Source organism: Morganella sp. Je.2.23 (genome assembly GCF_051129855.1).
GTDB classification, from domain to species: domain Bacteria; phylum Pseudomonadota; class Gammaproteobacteria; order Enterobacterales; family Enterobacteriaceae; genus Morganella; species Morganella sibonii.
In genome coordinates, this window is record NZ_JBCPSQ010000001.1 from 1,690,480 (window position 1) to 1,710,361 (window position 19,882).

The 19,882-nt window shown below is 45.9% G+C and carries 22 protein-coding genes and 1 pseudogene; 13 read left to right on the forward strand and 10 right to left on the reverse strand.

The genetic code is table 11. The features are described from left to right. Positions 1 to 68: 68 nt before the first annotated feature. The gene (locus tag AAZR23_RS08325; protein ID WP_072056878.1) at positions 69 to 404 is read right to left on the reverse strand and encodes a metalloregulator ArsR/SmtB family transcription factor; all 336 of its coding nucleotides are present in this window, start codon (positions 402 to 404) and stop codon (positions 69 to 71) included. Between the two features lie 283 nt (positions 405 to 687). On the opposite strand from AAZR23_RS08325, the gene AAZR23_RS08330 reads away from it, so the two are divergent. After that, a complete protein-coding gene (locus tag AAZR23_RS08330; RefSeq protein WP_434691829.1) occupies positions 688 to 987 on the forward strand; it encodes a hypothetical protein in 300 nt (99 codons plus the stop codon). A gap of 97 nt (positions 988 to 1,084) precedes the next feature. Here AAZR23_RS08330 and AAZR23_RS08335 read toward each other — a convergent pair whose 3' ends face one another. The 6 genes from AAZR23_RS08335 to AAZR23_RS08360 form a co-directional block, all read right to left on the reverse strand. Then, positions 1,085 to 1,543, reverse strand: coding sequence for an NUDIX hydrolase (locus AAZR23_RS08335; RefSeq protein ID WP_434691831.1), 459 nt, complete (start codon positions 1,541 to 1,543; stop codon positions 1,085 to 1,087). Between the two features lie 34 nt (positions 1,544 to 1,577). After that, entirely contained in the window at positions 1,578 to 2,141 is a 564-nt protein-coding gene (locus AAZR23_RS08340; protein WP_434691833.1) for an RBBP9/YdeN family alpha/beta hydrolase, read from the reverse strand. A 102-nt stretch (positions 2,142 to 2,243) separates the two neighbouring features. Continuing rightward, entirely contained in the window at positions 2,244 to 2,957 is a 714-nt protein-coding gene (locus AAZR23_RS08345; RefSeq protein WP_434691836.1) for a substrate-binding domain-containing protein, read from the reverse strand. Next, on the reverse strand, positions 2,957 to 4,003 hold the full coding sequence (locus AAZR23_RS08350) for an ABC transporter substrate-binding protein (RefSeq protein ID WP_434691839.1): 1,047 nt from the start codon (positions 4,001 to 4,003) through the stop codon (positions 2,957 to 2,959). Before AAZR23_RS08350 ends, AAZR23_RS08345 begins: the two co-directional genes overlap by 1 nt. A gap of 497 nt (positions 4,004 to 4,500) precedes the next feature. Then, positions 4,501 to 4,779, reverse strand: a complete 279-nt coding sequence (locus AAZR23_RS08355) for a helix-turn-helix domain-containing protein (RefSeq protein ID WP_434691840.1) — start codon at positions 4,777 to 4,779, stop codon at positions 4,501 to 4,503. A gap of 417 nt (positions 4,780 to 5,196) precedes the next feature. After that, complete coding sequence (locus AAZR23_RS08360; protein WP_434691842.1) at positions 5,197 to 6,045, reverse strand: SDR family oxidoreductase; 849 nt, start codon at positions 6,043 to 6,045, stop codon at positions 5,197 to 5,199. 89 nt (positions 6,046 to 6,134) lie between these two features. Here AAZR23_RS08360 and AAZR23_RS08365 point away from each other — a divergent pair, with 89 nt between their 5' ends. Together AAZR23_RS08365 and AAZR23_RS08370 are read left to right on the forward strand one after the other, a co-directional pair. Next, on the forward strand, positions 6,135 to 6,515 hold the full coding sequence (locus AAZR23_RS08365) for a winged helix-turn-helix transcriptional regulator (protein ID WP_046893963.1): 381 nt from the start codon (positions 6,135 to 6,137) through the stop codon (positions 6,513 to 6,515). 245 nt (positions 6,516 to 6,760) lie between these two features. After that, positions 6,761 to 6,967, forward strand: a complete 207-nt coding sequence (locus AAZR23_RS08370; RefSeq protein WP_166708145.1) for a thiamine biosynthesis protein ApbE — start codon at positions 6,761 to 6,763, stop codon at positions 6,965 to 6,967. 392 nt (positions 6,968 to 7,359) lie between these two features. Here the strand turns inward: AAZR23_RS08370 and AAZR23_RS08375 are convergent, their stop codons facing one another. Then, positions 7,360 to 7,818, reverse strand: coding sequence for an Hsp20 family protein (locus tag AAZR23_RS08375; RefSeq protein ID WP_218426296.1), 459 nt, complete (start codon positions 7,816 to 7,818; stop codon positions 7,360 to 7,362). A 213-nt stretch (positions 7,819 to 8,031) separates the two neighbouring features. Further along, positions 8,032 to 8,388, reverse strand: a complete 357-nt coding sequence (locus tag AAZR23_RS08380; RefSeq protein WP_054425848.1) for an MmcQ/YjbR family DNA-binding protein — start codon at positions 8,386 to 8,388, stop codon at positions 8,032 to 8,034. Between the two features lie 122 nt (positions 8,389 to 8,510). On the opposite strand from AAZR23_RS08380, the pseudogene AAZR23_RS08385 reads away from it, so the two are divergent. From AAZR23_RS08385 to AAZR23_RS08395, 3 genes and pseudogenes are all read left to right on the forward strand, one after another. Then, positions 8,511 to 9,108, forward strand: a pseudogene (locus tag AAZR23_RS08385) (tyrosine-type recombinase/integrase); the annotation flags it as partial. A gap of 343 nt (positions 9,109 to 9,451) precedes the next feature. Then, complete coding sequence (locus AAZR23_RS08390; protein ID WP_434691847.1) at positions 9,452 to 10,330, forward strand: hypothetical protein; 879 nt, start codon at positions 9,452 to 9,454, stop codon at positions 10,328 to 10,330. A 298-nt stretch (positions 10,331 to 10,628) separates the two neighbouring features. Then, entirely contained in the window at positions 10,629 to 11,351 is a 723-nt protein-coding gene (locus AAZR23_RS08395) for a hypothetical protein (RefSeq protein WP_434691850.1), read from the forward strand. Positions 11,352 to 11,640: 289 nt separating this feature from the next. Here AAZR23_RS08395 and icd read toward each other — a convergent pair whose 3' ends face one another. Then, positions 11,641 to 12,894 carry an NADP-dependent isocitrate dehydrogenase gene (gene icd, locus AAZR23_RS08400; protein WP_046894958.1) on the reverse strand — a complete coding sequence of 418 codons (1,254 nt, stop codon included), beginning with the start codon at positions 12,892 to 12,894 and terminating at the stop codon, positions 11,641 to 11,643. A 144-nt stretch (positions 12,895 to 13,038) separates the two neighbouring features. Between icd and rluE the strand changes: the two genes are divergently transcribed. The 7 genes from rluE (at position 13,039) to phoQ (ending at position 19,810) form a co-directional block, all read left to right on the forward strand. Beyond that, on the forward strand, positions 13,039 to 13,680 hold the full coding sequence (rluE, locus tag AAZR23_RS08405; RefSeq protein ID WP_434691852.1) for a 23S rRNA pseudouridine(2457) synthase RluE: 642 nt from the start codon (positions 13,039 to 13,041) through the stop codon (positions 13,678 to 13,680). After that, positions 13,670 to 14,137 carry an NUDIX domain-containing protein gene (locus tag AAZR23_RS08410; protein WP_046894956.1) on the forward strand — a complete coding sequence of 156 codons (468 nt, stop codon included), beginning with the start codon at positions 13,670 to 13,672 and terminating at the stop codon, positions 14,135 to 14,137. The genes rluE and AAZR23_RS08410 overlap by 11 nt, the downstream gene beginning before the upstream one ends. A 198-nt stretch (positions 14,138 to 14,335) precedes the next feature. Continuing rightward, complete coding sequence (gene mnmA / locus AAZR23_RS08415) at positions 14,336 to 15,439, forward strand: tRNA 2-thiouridine(34) synthase MnmA (RefSeq protein ID WP_004238115.1); 1,104 nt, start codon at positions 14,336 to 14,338, stop codon at positions 15,437 to 15,439. Between the two features lie 2 nt (positions 15,440 to 15,441). After that, positions 15,442 to 16,071: a high frequency lysogenization protein HflD gene (gene hflD / locus AAZR23_RS08420; RefSeq protein WP_434691857.1), complete on the forward strand. Its 630-nt coding sequence runs from the start codon at positions 15,442 to 15,444 to the stop codon at positions 16,069 to 16,071. A 21-nt stretch (positions 16,072 to 16,092) separates the two neighbouring features. Further along, entirely contained in the window at positions 16,093 to 17,460 is a 1,368-nt protein-coding gene (gene purB / locus AAZR23_RS08425; RefSeq protein ID WP_218454264.1) for an adenylosuccinate lyase, read from the forward strand. Between the two features lie 173 nt (positions 17,461 to 17,633). After that, entirely contained in the window at positions 17,634 to 18,308 is a 675-nt protein-coding gene (gene phoP / locus AAZR23_RS08430; protein WP_046894953.1) for a two-component system response regulator PhoP, read from the forward strand. Positions 18,309 to 18,340: 32 nt separating this feature from the next. Beyond that, positions 18,341 to 19,810 (forward strand): two-component system sensor histidine kinase PhoQ, encoded by a 1,470-nt coding sequence (gene phoQ / locus AAZR23_RS08435; protein ID WP_046894952.1) that lies wholly within the window; start codon positions 18,341 to 18,343, stop codon positions 19,808 to 19,810. The last annotated feature ends 72 nt before the right edge of the window (positions 19,811 to 19,882 follow it).

The window sequence follows — 19,882 nt, forward strand, 5'->3', positions numbered from 1 at the left end:
AATACAGGAAAAACATTTTTCACCGCAACAAACACATATGAAAAAACACATATGTTAATTTAAAAAAATCAGCCGGAACAACATCCGGATGACGTTTTATCGGTTATTACTTTCAAAAGGTGTGACACCCTGTTTTTTTCTGTACTGAACGCAACATCGATAATATTTCTGACCCAAGGCAACAAAGCGGGTGATAACCGGTAATGAACCCATTTCCCGTGCCTGGAATCGAGCAATAATCCTGATTCCCTGAGCATAGCAAGATGTCGTGAAGTTTTCGGCTGGGACAGGTTTAACGCGGTGTAAATATCACAAACACACAGTTCACCTGATGCTTTGAGCAGCAATATGATATCCAGCCTTGTCCGGTCACTTAATATTTTAAACAGTTGTAACGATTCCATATCCGCTCCTGTATGATTACTGCGGACTAATATACTCCCGAATAAACACATACGTCAAAACATATATAATGAGAAAACCATCCATAACATAGATCTGTGCAGGCTTATATTATTTCCTCATCACCGGCCACTCTGCCTGACTGCACTCAGCCACCAGAATAGTGACAGAACTGTCGTATATACGCTAAGATCATGTTATCCCTAATCAGGAGCGTTGTTTTGTGATGGCGACAGATAGCCTTAACATCAGAACTTACCAATTCATATTACGTCAGGAAATATAATGAGCACCTCAGTGAACGAAAAGCAGGTAAATGCATCCGTAATATACAAACTGATCCTGATAGGGCTAAGCATTCCGATGATATTTATTTCACTGCTTTCAGGCATTATGGGGGCGTTTGGCTACGGTACTGTTCTGGTAAATGGTGAGTTAATCACAGGTATCGCGGCTCTGCCGGCTTCCCTGCTTATCGGGGTGGCTTTTATTGGTGTATTTACTGCTATTTTCGGAACAATGATTTTCATCGGATTATGGTGTTACAGCAAATTCCGCCCTTTAAAAATAAAAGTCATTGACTGACGTTAAAATCAATAAATATCCCCCGGCATAGCCGGGGTTTTTCTGTGTACAAGAAGGAAATCCGCCATCTGTCGGCGGATTTCTTTTATCATTATTTTTATTTCTCACCAGAGGTGTATTCGCTTAAAATCCGCACAATAATTTCAACGGGAAAAATCTGTTGCTCTGTTTTCGTAAGCTCACTTAACGCCCACCACTTGTGGTCATTTATTACCTCTTTTTCCTGCGTAGTCCAGTCAGAAAAATTCAGTTCTTCATCACTGACATTGACCAGATAAAATCGCTCCTCTGCCATCACTGTTTCGCCATTTGGCAAAAGCATCGGAAATGTGTTTTCCGCTGCCACAGCACCAAGTTTATCGCGGATAATCCCGGTTTCCTCCCTGAGCTCCCTGCATGCAGCCTGTTCATAGGTTTCACCCGGTTCAAGCCCCCCGCCCGGCGTCGCCCAGTATGATTCACCTGACAGAGCACCGCTGTTAAACCGGAAATGAAATAATAATATTTCATTTTGTTTGTTTAAGATGAAAAATCTTGCTGAAGGCCTTATTTTCATTATTTGTACCAAACCACTCTGTATTCTTTCCGGATCAAAAAACAGTTCTGAATATATTAAGCAGCGCCGGAAACTCCGTATACCCTTCCCTGTCCAGAAAATGTCCGGCGTTGTTTTCAATAATAACCTGAGTCTGCAACGACTCCGCCAGCATTACAGATGCCTGCGGGCTGACCACCCAATCGTCAGACGATATGACTGATATTCGTTTACCGGAAATATCAGTCAGTTTAGTATAATTCAGAAGATACTGAACATGAGCATCCAGCTCAGGTAGTGTCTCCTGACTGCAATCAAAACCGGAGACTAAAATATAGCCACCCAGTTTTGTCCTTTCAGGAATATGTTCAGCGATATATCGCAATACAGTAATACACCCAAGACTGTGCCCGACAAAAATCGTATTTTCATCCGCTGTTATATTGTTGCTGATAAGGCATTGCTGCCATTTTTGCGGATCGGGAGAATGCGGTTCCGGCATCGCAGGAACAGTAACGGTGGCACCAAGCAATTCCAGCTCTTTTTTTAACCACGGAAACCAGTTATCTGCCGGTGATGCAGTATAACCGTGAACAATAATAACGTTTTTTCCTTTCACTCTCAGCCCCGGTCTTCAGGTTGAATTCTCAACATATTGGTTTTATCCGGCTGTTTTACTATAACATTTTCTGTCATATTTTTAGCCGCTTTTTTAGTTTCTTCAGCTAAGAGACATAAAACCATTTTCAATAAAAATCTGTTGTGATTCAGTCTGTAACAGATAATCAGCAAAGGTCTGTGCTACCGGTGATATTAAAGCCATACAATATATTGCTTTGATATTATGCGCCTCCGGAATAGCTATTGTCGCCAGCCCGGGAAGTTCTGACGCTTTTTTCTGATAGTGCCGGTAACCAATAAATATATCTGCCTGATGAGAATGAATCAGCCACTGAGATGCCATTTGTCCCGCAGGCATCACCGGAGAATTTTTTCCGCCCGCCAGATGTCGTGTACGATTACGGATATTCTTCGCCAGTTCCGGATCGGTTTTACTGAGTTCAGAATAAAGCTGCACCACATAATCGCCGCAGGGGTCATCAACCGGCGTGGAAGTACCGATAATTAAATCCGGTGCACGAAGTAATTGCTGCCAGTCAGGATACTGTCCGGCTAATTCAGTGGTGGTAGTAATTCCTAAGTAATTGACAATAAAAGGCTCAACCCTGAATGCTACCTTATTCCGGAGTAATGCTTCCGGATGTGTCCGATCCGCAGACAAAAACAGATCGCACTTTACCCCGGATTCAATTTTTTTCCGCAATAAACCGGCCGGACCAAAATCACAGGTTACCGGTGGTATTTTATTACCGGAATAACGGGCCAAAATAGCAGTCAGTACTCCCCGCAGACTGCCGGCCGCCATAATATGCATTAATGACTACCCTGATAGTGAGTACGATAGAATTTCTGATACCAGTTATTCACCTTCGCATCCACATCAATATCGGCAAATTTCTGCGGATACAATTTAGCAGCCATCCATAATTCACCGATTGCCATCGCTTCCGGCATCGGATATCCCCAGGCTTTGGCATATTCCGGCATTAAATAGACACGTTTATTTTTCACTGCATCAATAACCAGCCAGCGGGGATCATTATTAATTTCGTCAACAACACCAGGATAGCGATCCTGAACAAAAATAACTTCGGGGTTCCAGCTGATAACCTGCTCGAGAGAAACCTGTTTATACCCTTTAATGGTCGCGGCGGCGACATTCATTGCGCCGGCATGCTGCATCATTAAACCGGTATATTTTCCTGAACCGTAAGTGGTTAAATCCGGATTTGCCATATAAGCACGAACACGCTGATTTTCAGGAATATCTTTCAGACGTTGGATTACTATATTTCTGCTGTCAAAGGTTTGTTTAATCAGCTCTTTTGCATTATCCGGCTTATTAACAATATCACCAATCAGAGTAATTCCTTCCTTCAGCCCGTCATTGTAGACTTGCTCTTCATTATCAAGCTCAGGATTCACATTATTTTTGGCGTGGCTGCTGTTGTCTTTCTGCAGTGAAATGGCGACAACCGGAATACCGACCTGCGTGATTTTATCGATCATTTCCTGTGGTGCATAATTAGTGACAAAAACCACCTGCGGTTTCAGCTGTACCAGACTTTCAAGATTGACACTTTTCAGATCACCAACACTGGGCACTTTCACTAATTCAGGTACCAGCCGTTCATAATTTTGACCAAGCTGCTCACGCCAGTTTCCCATCACGCCCACAATTTTGTCCGTCGCATCCAGCTGAACCAGTAAATTCAGTGTCTGATGCTGAAGAACAGCTACCCGCTCAACATGAGCATCAATAATAACCTTGCGCCCCAGCTGATCTGTAAACTCTCTCGCCGCCTGGCCCGAAAATGAAAAAACGACAGCAATAAAACCAATCAGATACTTTTTCATCATTATTACCCACCGGAATCGATATATATTTTGTTATATATCGGTTGGTTTTATGGGTCAACTGTTTCCGGGGGGGATTGGCATGCAAAGATACTATCTTCTGTGCAGTACTCACTACGGTCAGTGATAATCTTTGTGCAGCCACATTTGCGGCAGACGCGGGTGATACGTGACAGCACAGATTTTCCCGATAAAAACCCGCCGAAGCGGGTTATAATGAATACTGATAGTTATCATCAAGCTTAATAAGATTATAACCACCACAGAAAGATCCGGAGAAAGATATCTGCAACGCTTTTGTATCGGCAGAGTTAACAAAACTGACCTTTCCGGTACTCTCTTTCTATTTGTTGTTATTCGTATCCCGGCCCCGGCTGATAACTGTCACAGCACCATCATCACGAAGAGAATAGTCATAGATAGCTTTGCTTATATTTTAATAAGAATGATACTCATTATTTTTAGTAATAAATAACATTGTGACTATACCTTCTGTATTATCAGATTGCCAAAGGCTCCATATAGACAAAGGAGCTTTTTATTGATTCAGTATAATCATTCTCAGTTTCAGTTTCAGGAAACAGATATTCATAGGATACGTGAAATATATTTATTATCTTAAATACAACACTGACATCTATTTTATTAACACCCCGTTCATACCTTGACAACTGTTGTTGTGATACTCCCAACATTTTGGCTAACATCTTAGTAGTCAAGCCGTTACGGTGTCTTAAGTCGCGGATGTTCTGCCCTACAATAAAATTAATATCTTTCATTATGAACCCCCTGATAAACATATATTAAGGGTAAAGCATAATATGCTGACTGACAAACAAAACCATCGACAAAAAATCGACAAATCAGAATAATCATTTACCAATGAAAGATATTTATCGCAAAAAATCCAAAATTATAATTTAATGACCAATAAAAAGATGAATCAGCCACATTAGACTTAATTACAAATCTGATGCCAGGTAATTATACTTGTTTATATTTCGTTTAACTTTCGGCAGGTATATTCGGTTGCAGAAGTCATAAGTATCCCTTCCATTATTAATTTGCCCGGCAATAGCCGGGCTATTTTTTTCTTTCAGCTGTATCTGCTTTAATAATAGCCATCCGGTATCGTGTTTATTTACCACCAGCAAATACCGTACTCTGCGCCTGCAGAAACTCTGCCGGAAGAGAAGTTACAGAATACTTTTGATGCTTTCAGCAAGTGTTATTGTTGGCCGCCCGATAAGTTTGCTCAGAGTATGACTATCATCGAACAATCCTCCTCCGGACGCACCAACATCAGAGTCAGCAAGCATTTCAGACAGCTCATCTGGTAAGCCCGCATTTTTCAGTGCAGCAACAAAATCAGCCTGACTCAAGTTCTGATACACAACATTCTTTCCGCTCTGTTCAGTCAGTTCTTTCGCCAGGTGGCTTAGTGTCCACGCCTCATCTCCGGCAAGCTCATACACCTTACCCTCATGCCCGTCTTCACTGATAACACGGGCTGCAGCCGCCGCATAATCAGCTCTGGCTGCGGAAGCGATTTTTCCGTCTCCGGCCGCGCCAATAAAGACACCATGCTCAAGCGCAGCAGGCACACTGGCCAGATAATTTTCCGTATACCAGCCATTGCGCAAAAGGGTATACAGGATACCGGAATCAGCCAGCATTTTTTCTGTTTCCACATGCTCAGTATGCAAACCCAGCGGAGAGGTATCGGCATGTAACAAACTGGTATAGGCAATAAATTTCACATTGGCTGATTTTGCAGCATTAATCACATTACGATGCTGCGTGACACGCTGCCCGATTTCGCTGGAGGAAATCAGAAGCAGTTTCTCAATCCCCTGTAACGCCCTGATTAATGATGCTTCATCATTGTAATCAGCCTGACGTACAGAAATGCCTTTCCGGCTCAGGGATGCACCTTTTGCCGGATTACGGACAATCGCCACAATCTGGCCTGCCGGGACTGTTTGCAGAAGATTTTCAATAACATGCTGGCCCAGGAGGCCTGTCGCACCGGTAATCGCAATCATAAGATAGCTCCTTAATGTATCACTTGTGTTTCGTTAACATAACACCTAGACTTACTTAAAGTAAGTACATACAAAAAGGTAAGTGTAACGTGGCAGTTTCAACATTATCCCAACAGTTACGCGACGGTAATTTATTTGCCGCGCAGTGCCCTTCCCGGGAAATTCTTAAACATGTAACAAGCCGCTGGGGGATACTGATTTTAATTTCCCTTCGTGACGGGACACACCGTTTCAGCGACTTACGACGCAAGATCGGCGGAATAAGTGAGAAAATGTTAGCTCAGTCGTTACAGGCGCTGGAACAGGATGGCTTTATTAATCGCGTGTCATATCCGGTATTACCGCCCCACGTCGAGTATACCCTGACCGGTTCCGGTGAACAGATAAGTGAAAAAGTCGCCATGCTGGCAGACTGGATAGAAATAAATCTTCCGGACATACTGGCGCAAAAGGAAAGCAAAACAGTATAGTGATTTACGCTGCTGATGCTCCGGTCGTCAGGCATTATTCCGGCTGCTTTGCATCCGCTGAATGTCTTTCAGTACTCGCTTTTCTGTTAATTATCCGCCGCCGGATAATTAACAGGAAAATACCGTAACCGGGTGATATGTTTTAAAGGCGTTAAAATGAGTCAGAATGTATAAAATATTTTTTATTTCATGCTGTTACTCTGATAGCATTAAGCACTGACACTTTGCAATACAGGACTGTTTATATGCACAAAACCAAGGCATTATTATTTGTCGTCTCCTTTTTCCTGGTAGCGGGCTGTTCACCAAAAACCAGGCACCAGCCGGAACAAAATGTATGCGTTATTAAAATGGATACACCGGAAGGGAACCAGCCCGGGAAAATAGATCAGGTCGATGGAATCAGCCCTGAGTGCAGAGCTGTCGAAAAATCAATAAGCAAAGCTATTTGACTTGTTTACCCTGCATATAAAAACAAAATTATCACATCACTAAAAACAGATAATCTGATAATAAAAAAGCCTCACCGAAGTGAGGCTTCAGGCCGTTGACAAACCCGCAGGGGTTGGCGACGACCAACAGAGGTTGTAAAAATAAACCAGGAAAATCAATTTATTGATTTTCGGCTGATAACACAAAGCAGGAAAAACCACGTTTTATCCTGCTTTGTCAGCAATCTCAAAGCCTCACCGAAGTGAGGCTTGCACTGTTGTTATATATACCTTTAATCCACATAAATACTATTAACAACAGCGCACTATATATATCGTATCAATATTGTCATTTTCAAGCCCTGCGGAACCCGCCGGTCTGACAGTTTCCACAGGGTAAACAGAATCAAAAATTAAGCCTTGGTATCTTTATTTTCAATAGCGATTAACTGTGGTTTTTCTTCTTCCGGAATTTCATACTCTATATCCAATGTCAATAATCCGCAGGATAACTCTGCATTTTGGATTTTAACATTCTTACCAAGGTTAAATTCTAATGAAAACTGGCTTTTTACTATCCCCTGATGTACCCATTTCTCTGATTCATTAACCACTTCAGCAGGCTGTTTGCCCTGAATACTGAGCTTGCCTCCTTTCAGTGATACCTCAAGCTCATCTTCCCTGTAGCCGGGAACACTAACCGTCAGCTGATATCGCGCATCATTTAATTGCTTCAGATTGTACGGATGTTCTGAGGTTATTGGTCTGTTGCCCGTAAGCTGGCTGAATAAACGATCCATCTGATCAAAACGCGTTGACAGCAAGCTGTCAGATAATGCCGGAAATAATGAAAAAGAACTAATGTTCTGCATAATTCCTCCTTCAGTATTTCAATTTACTATTGATTATATACCACTGCTTTTCTTATCCGGTAATTACTCTTATCCGGGTACGTTATCTATATAAGGATAGTGTCTGAATTTTCAATATATAGTTTACACTTCTTTACGGAATGAGATGTATAACAAAAAAATCCCGTAAATACGGGATGTTAGCTTATAAATAATGTGATACACATATAACGCTTATTGCGTCAGTCTGTAACTATCATCAATCAGTGATTTCAATTCCCCGCTGTTAAACTTGTCATCCAGTATTATTGTAACCCAATGTTCTTTGTTCATATGATACGCAGGATAGACGCCCTCCTTTAAGCGGAGAGAACCCACCAGTTCGGGCGCGACCTTAACATTAATAATATCCGCCATCGTCTTTGCGTCTCCGGCACCTATTTTATCAGCAGATACTGACATAATAAGAGCAAACCACCTGGAATTCCCCCGGTGCCTGAATACGGCATAATCCGGATATTTAATCCACGGATAATCAGGGGGTGTGCCGTAGTTATGCTGAATATAATCAATCAGATCATTCTTTTTCATACCGGTACCTTAAGCAAACCATCAATCGCTATAGTTAACGCCTGATATGACATCCGGGCAAGTTGTTAATAAGGAAATTGATGAACAGCACGTATAAAAACCCCGTGATTGCGTGTTTGAATGTCCGTTCGGTATTGATCGATCTATTCAAAGAATCACAACATGCCGGTGAAGTTCCGCCGGGATATAACCCTGCTCTAGCGACAAAGCAACCACGGCGAAAGGTAACCCGGGAACGCTATGTTACTGGCTGTTGTTACCGGACAGCGCCCCGGAGATATTTCAGAAATGAAATTCCGTGATATATGGGATGACCATCTGTATGTTATCCGGCAAAAAACCGGAACGCGGCTTACTATCCCCCTCTCCCTCCGGTGTCAGGCACTCAATATCAGCCTGCGGGATGTGATTGCCGTATGCCGTGATCTGTATGTCAGTAAATATTTAGTCCACTACACACGAAACACATCACAGTCGCAACCCGGCGGACAGGTCTCCGCAAATACTCTGACCACCAACTTTAAAAAAGCCAGGGATAAAACCGATATCGATTGGGGTGAAGGCACTCCTGCAACATTTCATGAAATGCGGTCATTGTCAGAGCGTTTATACCGGGAACAGGGAATTAATACCAAAAACCTGCTGGGTCATAAAAACCAACAACAAACCGATAAATATCATGATGATCGTGGCAAAGATTGGATAAGAGTGTTGGTATAAAGTTTTATTTTCACATAGTTAAACTTGTATATCTGTCTTCTAGGCTACATATCCGGTTTGTGCCAGGAGCGGACGTTGTTATAGATAATCATGGTAGCAAAAAACAATATTGGTAGTTGCGAATAACTGTTAGTTATAGTTCTCACCTATCCATTAAATGATGTTTCTGAGTCAAATTTGAAGTACTTAAAAATCCAATATGTCCTAAAAAGTGGATGTTCAAAATCATAAGATTTATACCAAACATCTTATTTTTCAAAAAAATAAATTGAATTCAAACAGATTAAATGTTAATTTTATTAATTGCAAATTTGGATTGAATTATAATTTCAAAGGAGTTTTTGTGAAAATTAACTATGATTTGATTCATGATTGGCATGAATTATTAAGAGATGTCTTGAAAAATAAATACGGATTTGATGATACAGCCATAAACTCACTTTCAGAAGAAGACTTATCATTTAAGGTAATTTATTTTGAAGAGAGAAATATAATCTCTAAACCTCGTACTATATATGAGTCATTCGTATTTAATTGCCCTCCGGATATGCTTGATGGCTGGAATAAATTAAAAAAAAGTATTGCAAATGGAGACAACCTCACTCCATATCTAAGTAAAGGGATAAACAATTTAGATTATCAGGATAAAATGTTAAATGAATGGGGAATTCACCACTTTCATTTAGGAGTTAATATGAGCGGAGGATTCATAGAAAGAACAGGACCTCTGTTATTTGCATTTGTTACAGAACAAGATTTTTATGCAATAAATATTTATAAGCACAACGATTGGGCAGAACAAACAATATTACAAATAATTCATGATAACTGGCCACAATTAATATCAGGCTACAAAGTCTCTAACGGTATAAAGACATCTGAAACTATAACGCCTGCACAACGAATTTCCTTACGCGAAGTCAATGCTAATTCCTGTTTTACTGTAGCAGATGGTACGGTGTATATGCCAACAGGTGGGGGAAGTATGTCTAGTGGATATAATTTATCAACAACATTGAAGGTAATAAAAACCAGAAATTATATTAATAGCATTGGTGAGATTCTTGATTCGCCACCTGAAGAGCTAAAGAAAGGATTACTAAGTTCGGGGTATTCTGAATGCGATGATATAGATGCGAGACTAATTATATCTAACACCGGCTATTCTGTATATTTCCCCCAGAATAAATTACTTTTGAATATAGCTCACCCTAAAGCATAAAAATAACTTTATTTATTATTTTAAGATAAATTGCGTTGATTGAAAATAAGTAACAATCTAAATAAAGCTCGAGCTGATAACTGGTGAAATGTTAAATCTCTCAGGTTCTCTAAATTAACGATAACGATGGTTTCTCGCTCACAGCGGACATTAACCCCAGTCAGTTTGTTCACTTCGTGCCAGGTGCAGATATGGCAATTACCGCTACCTCTGGCTGTTAAGTTAATGTATATTTCTCTATCTTAATTCGTGCACAATATCAGCTACGCAACCCTTTGGATTAATGGGAGATAAAACCATGAATGCCAAATTGAACAAGTTCATGCAAGTGGCGTTTAACAACTCCAGCGCCAATGAAGCCGCGCAGGCATTAAAAATGCTGGCCGGTGCGATGCAAGAGCAGGGCGTAAACCCAGCCAGCCTACTGCAAATAAAGAGCGACTCCGCCAGCAGCGAGTTGCTAGCAGAGTTACGTCGTGAGCTTTCCACTCTCAAAACAGATTACAACGGTATGGTAGACCGCTATAACTCGGTTGTACGCGCTCATAAGGCTCGCGGCGAGAAGATTGCAGCCCTAGAGCTGTTATTATCCGAAAATAGTATTGCAGCGGCGCGGAGAGACGCAGAGCCACAGCAGGAAGAATCTGCTGTATCGAACGGGTCTATTGCTGATCAAATCCGCAAAATGAAAAGTGGCACTGCGGATCTGGTTCACCACCCGAAAGCAAAGGCCACTCGACGCCTGTCTGATGATTTGGCTGCACAGAATGAGCAGTTTAAAGGGCGCTGGAACTACCAAGAGCCCACCCAGAGCAGCAAGTATGGCGATGCACATTATAGCTATAACTACGGTGATACCCTGCATATGTGGATCAGTAAATCGGAAACCAGCGATGGGTTTTCAGTAAGTCTCGCTACGTTTGGCCCGCGTGGAGGCAGAAAGGACAGTAATTATAAATCTTTTAGCGACGAGGCTTCATTGATGGACTGGTTACTCAAAGCATGGGGGGTGTTGAAGTGAAACGCCTAATCTAGAATAAAAGGTCACATAGGGAGAGATAACTAGTGATTAAAGTAGCAGCACCGATGACTTAAGCGATATTATTTTTGTATACCAGATGAATGTCCACTCCCAGCTCAAAGCGACCCTCTCCTTACCCGCACATCTAAACCTCAAACCACCCACAATCTGTACAAATTTCACACCGTTTTGCTAAATCATTTTGCAAACTTTTTGATAACCGTTTCAGACTGAACAATAAAAAACGGGAACTAATAAGTTCCCGTTAACTATTTCACTGTAAACTTAATTACATGTGTTTGATGATTGCGTCACCAAACTCTGAGCATTTCAGGAGCTTAGCGCCTTCCATCAGACGTTCGAAATCGTAAGTGACGGTCTTGGCAGCGATTGCCCCTTCCATTCCTTTAACGATTAAGTCAGCGGCTTCAAACCAGCCCATGTGGCGCAGCATCATCTCGGCAGAGAGGATTTCTGAGCCCGGGTTGACTTTGTCCTGGCCGGCGTATTTTGGTGCGGTGCCGTGGGTAGCTTCGAACAATGCGCATTCATCACCGATGTTGGCACCCGGTGCGATACCGATACCGCCGACCTGTGCTGCCAGGGCGTCAGAAATATAGTCGCCGTTGAGGTTCATACAGGCGATAACATCATATTCTGCCGGACGCAGCAGGATTTGTTGCAGGAATGCATCCGCAATCACATCCTTGATAATGATCTGTTTGCCGGTTTTAGGGTTTTTCAGGCTTAACCACGGGCCGCCGTCCAGTAATTCACCGCCGAACTCTTCACGTGCCAGTTCGTATCCCCAGTCTTTGAAGGCACCTTCGGTGAACTTCATAATGTTGCCTTTATGAACCAGGGTGACGGAATCACGGTCGTTATCAATCGCGTAGTTAATCGCTGCGCGAACCAGACGTTTTGTTCCTTCTTCAGAGCACGGTTTGATACCGATACCGCAATCCTGCGGGAAGCGGATCTTGGTTACGCCCATTTCGTCCTGCAGGAATTTAATCACTTTATCAGCTTCCGCAGAACCGGCTTTCCACTCGATACCGGCATAGATGTCTTCCGCGTTTTCACGGAAAATCACCATATCAGTCAGTTCAGGTTGTTTTACCGGGCTCGGGGTGCCGGCATAGTAACGTACCGGACGCAGACAAACATACAAATCGAGGATCTGGCGCAGTGCCACGTTCAGGGAGCGGATACCGCCGCCGACCGGGGTGGTCAGAGGGCCTTTGATAGCCACGCGGTAGTCACGGATATAATCGAGGGTTTCATCCGGCAGCCAGACATCACTGCCATACAGTTTAGTGGATTTCTCACCGGTGTAGATTTCCATCCAGGAGATTTCACGCTTACCGCCGTAGGCTTTTTTTACAGCAGCATCAACAACTTTAATCATTACAGGCGTTACATCAGCTCCGATTCCGTCCCCTTCAATAAACGGGATAACCGGATTGTCCGGAACGATTAATTTGCCTTGTGCGTCAATGGTGATTTTAGCGCCTTTCGCCGGAACAACTACTTTGCTTTCCATCAACCTCTCCTTAATGTTATGTAAGCGCAATGCTTTGTTAATTTTTTGTAATGGTCCTGTCAATACTACTTGAATAATTGCATCACGCAAATCCTAACTGTTTTAAGCTATAATGTAAGTCTCATTTTTTATAAAAAAGATATCATGGCTGTCAAAACTCCCCGAATCCGTACGACCGAAAAAAAACATTCACACCCGGCGGCACAGCGCCATCTGAATAAGCCTGCCCGTCAGCGCGGTCCGCGTAAAATGGTTTTGTTTAACAAGCCGTTTGATGTACTGCCGCAATTTACCGGTGAACCCGGGCAGAATACGCTGAAGGACTATATTCCGATCAAAGATATTTATGCCGCCGGTCGTCTGGATCGCGACAGCGAAGGTTTATTAATCCTGACGAATGACGGCGTGTTGCAGGCCCGGCTGACACAGCCTGATCATAAAGCAGAGAAAGTGTATTACGCTCAGGTGGAAGGGATCCCGGATGAGGATGCGCTGAATCAGTTACGTAACGGTATCACTCTGAATGATGGCCCGACCCGCCCGGCAGGGGCGGAGATTGTTACTGAGCCTGAATGGCTGTGGCCGCGTAATCCGCCTATCCGTGAGCGTAAATCCATCCCCGTTACCTGGCTGAAACTGACACTCAGAGAAGGCCGTAACCGCCAGGTACGACGAATGACCGCACATATCGGACATCCGACTCTGCGCCTTATCCGCTGGCAGGTCGGTGACTATACCCTGGACGCACTGAAACCCGGTGACTGGAGAAGTATTAATGACATTTAAGCCCCATATTACCGTGGCCTGCCTGGTCAGCGCCGGTGAGAAATTTCTGGTGGTGGAAGAGACGGTTAACGGTAAAGCGACCTGGAATCAGCCCGCCGGGCATCTGGAAGCCGGAGAATCCCTGATTGCCGCCGCAGAGCGCGAACTGTATGAGGAGACCGGTATCCGTGCCACCCCCGATGCACTGCTGAAAATTCATCAGTGGGTTGCGCCGGACGGCACACCGTTTATCCGTTTTCTGTTCCGCGTGCTGCTGGACGATGAATGTGAGACGCGCCCGCAGGACAGCGATATTGATTGCTGCCACTGGGTCAGTGCCGATGACATTATTCACAGCACGATACTGCGCTCCCCGCTGGTCAAAGAGAGTATGTTTGCCTGGTTTGCCGCTGAGCCGCAACCGCTGTCTCTGCTGGGAACATTCGGCGACGCATTCGGGGAACCGGTCGCACCGTAATACCGCGCCGTAATACATAGCGGGGAACAGACTGCGGAAAATTCTTTACGGAAAATACTTTGCGAAAAAAGTGCCGATCCCGCACCTGAGTGATGCGCCGCTGTACGTATCATGGTAAAGTACGGCGCTTGTTTTTTTCCCCGGTTCTTCTTCGCATAACCTGTTTGCGGGGCAGACCGAATCGCCGCGAGATCAGCCATGTCAGATAACAGCCAGAAAAAAGTCATCGTCGGAATGTCCGGCGGTGTGGATTCCTCCGTCTCAGCCTATTTACTGCAACAGCAGGGTTATCAGGTGACCGGGCTGTTTATGAAGAACTGGGAAGAGGATGATGATACCGAGTACTGTTCCGCCGCCGCTGACCTGGCGGATGCACAGGCGGTATGTGATAAACTCGGTATTGAACTGCTGACGATCAACTTCGCGGCAGAATACTGGGATAATGTGTTTGAGCATTTCCTGGAAGAATATAAAGCGGGACGCACACCGAACCCGGATATTCTGTGCAATAAAGAAATCAAATTCAAAGCGTTCCTGGAATATGCCGCAGAAGATCTCGGGGCCGATTATATCGCCACCGGCCATTATGTGCGCCGCCGCGATATTAACGGTACCACGCAGTTACTGCGCGGCCTGGACAGCAACAAAGATCAGAGCTACTTCCTGTATACACTGAGTCACGACCAGGTGGCGCAGAGCCTGTTCCCGGTCGGGGAGCTGGAAAAACCGGAAGTCCGCCGTATTGCGGAACAATTAGGGCTTATCACCGCGAAGAAAAAAGATTCCACCGGGATCTGTTTTATCGGTGAGCGCAAGTTCCGTGACTTCCTCGCCCGTTACCTGCCGGCTAAACCCGGCCCGATTATGACCGTTGATGGTCAGGAGATCGGTCAGCATGACGGGCTGATGTATCATACCCTCGGCCAGCGCAAAGGGCTGAAAATCGGCGGAACCCGTGAAGGATCTGACGAGCCGTGGTATGTTGTCGACAAAGATGTTGAAAATAATATTCTGATTGTTGCGCAGGGTCACGAACACCCGCGTCTGATGTCTGCCGGGCTTATTGCGCAGCAGCTGGACTGGGTATCACGGGAGCCGCTGACACAGCCAATGCGCTGTGTGGTGAAAACCCGTTACCGTCAGGAAGATATCCCCTGTACTGTCACCCCGCTTGGTGATGACAAAATCAGTGTCCGGTTTGATAACCCGGTTGCTGCGGTCACCCCGGGTCAGTCCGCTGTTTTTTATCAGGATGAAGTCTGCCTGGGCGGCGGCGTCATTGAAGCGCGTATTACGGAGTGATTATGGCTAAAAATTATGAAGACATAACCCTCGCCCTGGGCGGTATCTGCCAGGCCGCGCGCCTGGTACAGCAACTGGCGCATGAAGGTCAGACTGACAATGACGCGGTTGATGTGATGATCAACAGCGTCATCAATAATAATCCGTCTTCCGTCCTCAATGTCTACGGCGACAATATACAGAATCTGCATACCGGCCTGTCCGTATTCGCCGGGATGTTTAATATGACCGGCACTCAGGGGCTGAATGCCGAGCTGACCCGCTATATGCTGGGAGTGATGCTGCTGGAGCGCCGCCTGTATAAAGCGCCGGGGGCGATGGACGAACTCGGCCGCCGTATTGATAATCTTGAACACCAGCGCGACCATTTCGGTTTGTCGCAGGAAGCGATGCTTAATACCATCGCCGGTATCTATGTGGACAACATCAGCAGCCTCGGCCCGCGCATCCAGGTGACCGGTTCACCGGAGATCCTGCGTAATACCCTTATTCAGGCTAAAGTCCGCTCGCTGTTACTGAGTGGTATCCGCAGCGCTGTGCTCTGGCGTCAGGTCGGCGGCAACCGTTTACAGCTGCTGTTTTCCCGTTCACGTCTGGTGGACACAGCCAAATATCTTCTCGCTCAACACTAAAATTACCGGGAGTTGCAACCAATGGAATTATCCTCACTTACCGCCGTTTCCCCTGTCGATGGCCGTTATGGTGACAAAACACGCGCGCTGCGCGATATTTTCAGTGAGTACGGCTTACTGAAATTCCGTGTACAGGTCGAAGTGCGTTGGTTACAAAAACTGGCCGCGTGTGCAGACATCCCTGAAGTTCCGGCTTTTGATAACGACGCAATCGCTTACCTGGATGCAATTGTCGCGAATTTCAGCGAAAACGACGCAATGCGGATCAAAGAAATTGAGCGCACCACCAACCATGATGTGAAAGCGGTGGAGTATTTCCTCAAAGAGAAAGCCGCAGCCGTGCCTGCACTGCACGCAGTGTCTGAATTTATCCATTTCGCCTGCACATCCGAAGATATCAATAACCTCTCTCACGCACTGATGCTCAGCACCGCCCGCGAAACCGTGCTGCTGCCGGCATGGCGTCAGATGATTGATACTGTCCGCGCAATGGCGGCGGATTACCGCGACCTGCCGCTGCTGTCCCGTACTCACGGACAACCAGCCACACCAAGTACCGTCGGTAAAGAGTTTGCCAACGTGGCCTACCGGATGGAGCGTCAGTACCGCCAGTTACAGCAGACAGAGATCCTCGGCAAAATCAACGGGGCTGTCGGTAACTACAATGCTCACTTATCGGCTTACCCGGATATTGACTGGCATAAATTCAGCGGCGATTTTGTGACCTCGCTGGGTATTCAGTGGAACCCGTACACCACACAAATTGAGCCGCATGATTATATTGCTGAGTTCTTTGACTGCGTGGCGCGTTTTAACACGATCCTGATCGATTTCGACCGTGATATCTGGGGTTACATTGCCCTGAATCACTTTAAACAGAAAACGATCGCCGGTGAAATCGGTTCATCCACCATGCCGCACAAAGTCAATCCGATTGATTTTGAAAACTCAGAAGGCAACCTGGGTCTGGCAAATGCGGTGCTCGGTCACCTGGCAACCAAACTGCCGGTATCCCGCTGGCAGCGTGACCTGACAGACTCCACCGTACTGCGTAACCTGGGTGTCGGGATCGGTTACTCGCTGATTGCTTATCAGTCCACGCAAAAAGGTCTGAGCAAGCTGGAAGTAAACGAAAAACATCTGCGTGACGAGCTGGATCAGAACTGGGAAGTGCTGGCGGAGCCGATTCAGACAGTAATGCGCCGCTACGGTATCGAAAAACCGTATGAAAAACTCAAAGAGCTGACCCGCGGCAAGCGTGTTGATGCTCAGGCGATGCAGGTGTTTATCGACGGACTGGATCTGCCTGACGCAGAAAAAGCCCGGCTGAAAACCCTGACCCCGGAAAATTATCTCGGTGATGCTGTCCGTCTGGCAGATGAGTTGTAATAATTAACACACGAATAATCAATAACACAGAGGCAGAGAATATCTGCCTCTTTTTTTATGATTAAACGCATATCTGACGTATTATTTGACGTACAAGTTCCCCCGCCTTCATGTAAACTGTTACAATTCACATCGTTATTTGTTCGGATATCTGTCTTTGTAAGGAATTGTGTATGCGTGTACTCATCGTGGAAGATAACAACTTACTCCGTCACCATCTGACGGTTCAGATCCGCGACCTCGGCCACCAGGTTGATGCGGCCGAAGATTCAAAAGAAGCAGATTATTTTCTTCAGGAAAGTCAGCCGGATATCGCGGTAGTTGACCTCGGTCTGCCCGGTGAGGACGGTATGGTAATGATCGCCCGCTGGCGTCAGCAGCAGGTCAAAATTCCGATTATGGTACTGACCGCCCGTGAAAGCTGGCAGGAAAAAGTCGCCGCACTGAATGCCGGGGCAGATGATTATGTTACCAAACCTTTCCAGCTGGAAGAGATTGTCGCACGCATGCAGGCACTGATGCGCCGTAACAGCGGCCTTGCCTCCCAGACACTGGAACTGGGTATTTTTGTTATCGATCTTTCCCGCAAAGAATTCCTGGTTGACGGTAATACCGTCAAACTGACTGCATTTGAATACACGATTATTGAAACACTGATGCGCAATAATGGTAAAGTTGTCAGTAAAGATTCCCTGATGCGCCAGCTCTATCCCGATGCCGAACTGCGTGAAAGTCATACCATTGATGTGCTGATGGGACGTCTGCGCAAAAAAATTCAGGCATTTACCGATATTGATGCCATTATCACTGTCCGCGGACAGGGCTACCGCTTTGATGCAGGGAAGTAACAGACGCCACTTCAACCACTGAGGTATTGCGCATGACCAGGCGGAAAACGCGCCCTTTTTCTCTGCGGACCCGGTTTTTACTGGCAACATTTGCTGTGATCCTCGCGATGACCCTCTCTTACGGTGCGGTGGCGCTGGTCGGTTATCTGGTCAGTTTTGATAAAACCACCTACACCATGCTGCGCAGCCAGAGTAATCTGTTTTACAGCCTGTCACAGTGGGATAACGGAAAACTCAATATCCGTTTTCCGCCGAATTTCTCGCTCAATGCCCCGTCTGTGGTACTGATTTATGATGACAATCAGAATCTGCTATGGCGGCAGTATCATATCGATGCACTGGAAAAAGTGATTCCGGCCAAATGGCTGACCAAAGAGGGATTGTATGATCTGAATACCTCGCTGGATGCCACCAAATCGCTGCTGGTTAATACCCCGCTTTTTGCCACGGAAGATATCCGGATTAATGACCTCGATGATGATCATGATGGCCGGATGATCCACTCCGTATCGGTCAGCCGTTACGGCAAAACAGATACCCTGCCCCCGCTGACGATTGTCGTGGTTGATACCATCCCGCAGAATCTGCAAAAAACGTTCCGTGTCTGGGAGTGGTTCGGCTATGTGGTACTGGCCAACCTGTTTCTGCTCACACCGCTGATTTGGCTGGCGGCACACTGGAGCCTGCGGCCGATTAATGCGCTCAGCGGGCAGATCAGCGCCCTCGAAAAAGGTGAGCGGGAAGATCTGGATGAAACACCACCCAGCGAACTGCGCGGACTGGTGCGTAACCTGAATCTGTTGCTGCACAGCGAACGGGAACGCTACACCCGGTATCAGCGGACACTTTCTGATCTGACCCACAGCCTGAAAACCCCGCTGGCGGTGCTGCAAAGCACCCTGCGTTCACTGCGCAGCGGCAAAGACATGACAATTGAAACCGCCGAGCCGGTCATGCTCGAACAAATAGGACGGATTTCCCAGCAGGTCGGATATTATCTGCACCGTGCCAGCATCGGCGGTGATAATACCGTGCTGATGCGGGATATTTCTTCCGTACCCGCCCTGATTGACAGCCTCGCCAGCGCGCTCAGTAAAGTGTATCAGCGCAAAGGGGTGGATATTACTGTTGATATTCCGCCGGATATTACCTGGCTGGGACAACAGAATGACTTTATGGAAGTCATGGGTAATATCATGGAAAATGCCTGCAAATACTGTCTGGAGTTTGTCGAGGTGACAGCACAGTGGCAGCATGATGCCGTTATTCTGATCGTCGATGATGATGGTCCGGGTGTGCCGGAAGAGAAACGGGAACTGATTTTCAGCCGCGGGCAGCGTGTTGATACTCTGCGCCCGGGGCAGGGGCTGGGCCTGGCGATTGTCACCGATATTCTGGAGCAGTATGACGGCGGTGCGGTTGTCACCGACAGTCCGCTGGGCGGCGCCCGTATTACCGTGACTTTCCGCCGCCAGGCGGTTCACGACGAAAATACGGACTGATAATCAGTCTGCCGGGCACGTAATTTATCAGTACAGGCATGAATAAAACGTGTCTTTTTCCGTTATACTCCC

Excerpts from the sequence above, each read along its gene's own strand:
- icd (WP_046894958.1), bottom strand. The coding sequence starts at position 12,894 with ATGGAAAGCAAAGTAGTTGTTCCGGCGAAAGGCGCTAAAATCACCATT.
- AAZR23_RS08380 (WP_054425848.1), bottom strand. The coding sequence starts at position 8,388 with ATGAAAAAGAATGATCTGATTGATTATATTCAGCATAACTACGGCACA.
- AAZR23_RS08395 (WP_434691850.1), top strand. The coding sequence starts at position 10,629 with ATGAATGCCAAATTGAACAAGTTCATGCAAGTGGCGTTTAACAACTCC.
- AAZR23_RS08345 (WP_434691836.1), bottom strand. The coding sequence starts at position 2,957 with ATGCATATTATGGCGGCCGGCAGTCTGCGGGGAGTACTGACTGCTATT.
- AAZR23_RS08325 (WP_072056878.1), bottom strand. The coding sequence starts at position 404 with ATGGAATCGTTACAACTGTTTAAAATATTAAGTGACCGGACAAGGCTG.
- AAZR23_RS08375 (WP_218426296.1), bottom strand. The coding sequence starts at position 7,818 with ATGCAGAACATTAGTTCTTTTTCATTATTTCCGGCATTATCTGACAGC.
- purB (WP_218454264.1), top strand. The coding sequence starts at position 16,093 with ATGGAATTATCCTCACTTACCGCCGTTTCCCCTGTCGATGGCCGTTAT.
- phoP (WP_046894953.1), top strand. The coding sequence starts at position 17,634 with ATGCGTGTACTCATCGTGGAAGATAACAACTTACTCCGTCACCATCTG.
- AAZR23_RS08330 (WP_434691829.1), top strand. The coding sequence starts at position 688 with ATGAGCACCTCAGTGAACGAAAAGCAGGTAAATGCATCCGTAATATAC.
- AAZR23_RS08370 (WP_166708145.1), top strand. The coding sequence starts at position 6,761 with ATGCACAAAACCAAGGCATTATTATTTGTCGTCTCCTTTTTCCTGGTA.
- AAZR23_RS08335 (WP_434691831.1), bottom strand. The coding sequence starts at position 1,543 with ATGAAAATAAGGCCTTCAGCAAGATTTTTCATCTTAAACAAACAAAAT.
- AAZR23_RS08360 (WP_434691842.1), bottom strand. The coding sequence starts at position 6,045 with ATGATTGCGATTACCGGTGCGACAGGCCTCCTGGGCCAGCATGTTATT.
- rluE (WP_434691852.1), top strand. The coding sequence starts at position 13,039 with ATGGCTGTCAAAACTCCCCGAATCCGTACGACCGAAAAAAAACATTCA.
- AAZR23_RS08350 (WP_434691839.1), bottom strand. The coding sequence starts at position 4,003 with ATGATGAAAAAGTATCTGATTGGTTTTATTGCTGTCGTTTTTTCATTT.
- phoQ (WP_046894952.1), top strand. The coding sequence starts at position 18,341 with ATGACCAGGCGGAAAACGCGCCCTTTTTCTCTGCGGACCCGGTTTTTA.
- AAZR23_RS08410 (WP_046894956.1), top strand. The coding sequence starts at position 13,670 with ATGACATTTAAGCCCCATATTACCGTGGCCTGCCTGGTCAGCGCCGGT.
- AAZR23_RS08355 (WP_434691840.1), bottom strand. The coding sequence starts at position 4,779 with ATGAAAGATATTAATTTTATTGTAGGGCAGAACATCCGCGACTTAAGA.
- hflD (WP_434691857.1), top strand. The coding sequence starts at position 15,442 with ATGGCTAAAAATTATGAAGACATAACCCTCGCCCTGGGCGGTATCTGC.
- mnmA (WP_004238115.1), top strand. The coding sequence starts at position 14,336 with ATGTCAGATAACAGCCAGAAAAAAGTCATCGTCGGAATGTCCGGCGGT.